Genomic DNA, 1,025 nt, shown 5'->3' with positions numbered 1-1,025 from the left:
CCGACCCGCACCCTGGTCCGCTTGGTACTGACCCGATGCTCACGCTCGGTCTCGGGGAAGACCACCACCTGGTTGGGCTCGGGCTCCAGCCCGCCTTCCAGCGCCCACGGCCGCGACCGCGTCTTCTTGATGACCGACAGGAACTCCCCCTCCGTGACGAACCGGATGTCCCTTCGCAAACCCACCCCACCGCGGAACCGCCCGGCACCGCTCGAGTCCTCGCGCATCTCGACGCGTTCGAAGAACATCCCGGTCTTGGCCTCCAGGACCTCGACGGGGGTGTTGCGGGCCTGGGTCTGGCACAGGTGGTTGGCGGCGTTCATGCCGTCGTGGGAGGGGGTGGCACCCCAGCCGACCGGGTCGTTGTTGCTGACCGCGAACATCTGCCCGGTCTCCGGGTGGATCCCGACCATCATGAACCCCGGCACGTCCCCTCCGGAGGAGGCGGGCAACCGGTCCGGCATGCCCTGCGCCAGCGCCTTGTAGATCAGTTCCAGGGCGACGGTCCCCGTCCACTGGGTGAAGGTCGCCGCCGGGTAGACGGCGTGGAAGAGCGTTCCAGGCTCGGCCCGCACCCGCAGGGGGGCGAAGTGCCCGGCGTTGGTCTGCTCCCCCGGGGTGGTGATCGCCTTGAAGGCGACCCGGCAGGTCGCGATGGTCGCGCCGAACGGGAGGTTGACCGGCCCGGCGGTCGCGCCGGACGATCCGGCGAAGTCGACGGTGAAGGTACCGTCGGCGACGGTGACGGTGACCTGCATCCGGATCGGGTCCTCGGTGATGCCGTCGTCGTCCAGCCAGTCGACCGCGGTCCACGACCCCTGCGGGAGGCGGGCGACGGCCTCGGCCGCCGCCTCGGCGGCGGCCTCGACCACGGTCTCGATGACGGACTCGACGACCGCCCTGCCGTAGCGGGCGTACAACTCCTGGACGCGGCGCTCGCCGGTGCGCAACGCGGCGACCTGCGCGTTCAGATCACCGATCACCAGATCCGGCATCCGCGAGTTGAACCGGATCAACTCGATGAT

Annotated in this window: 1 protein-coding gene; it reads right to left on the bottom strand. The window is 70.1% G+C overall.

Annotated features, from left to right (window positions below; translation table 11 throughout):
- On the bottom strand, positions 1-1,025 hold a 1,025-nt coding region (locus tag ABZ260_RS51570), incomplete at both ends, for a hydantoinase B/oxoprolinase family protein (protein ID WP_355633388.1).

This window comes from Streptosporangium sp. NPDC006013, from assembly GCF_040614275.1.
Classification (GTDB): domain Bacteria; phylum Actinomycetota; class Actinomycetes; order Streptosporangiales; family Streptosporangiaceae; genus Streptosporangium.
The sequence above is the reverse complement of the archived record's forward strand: the minus strand, read 5'-3'. Positions and strand labels throughout refer to the sequence as shown.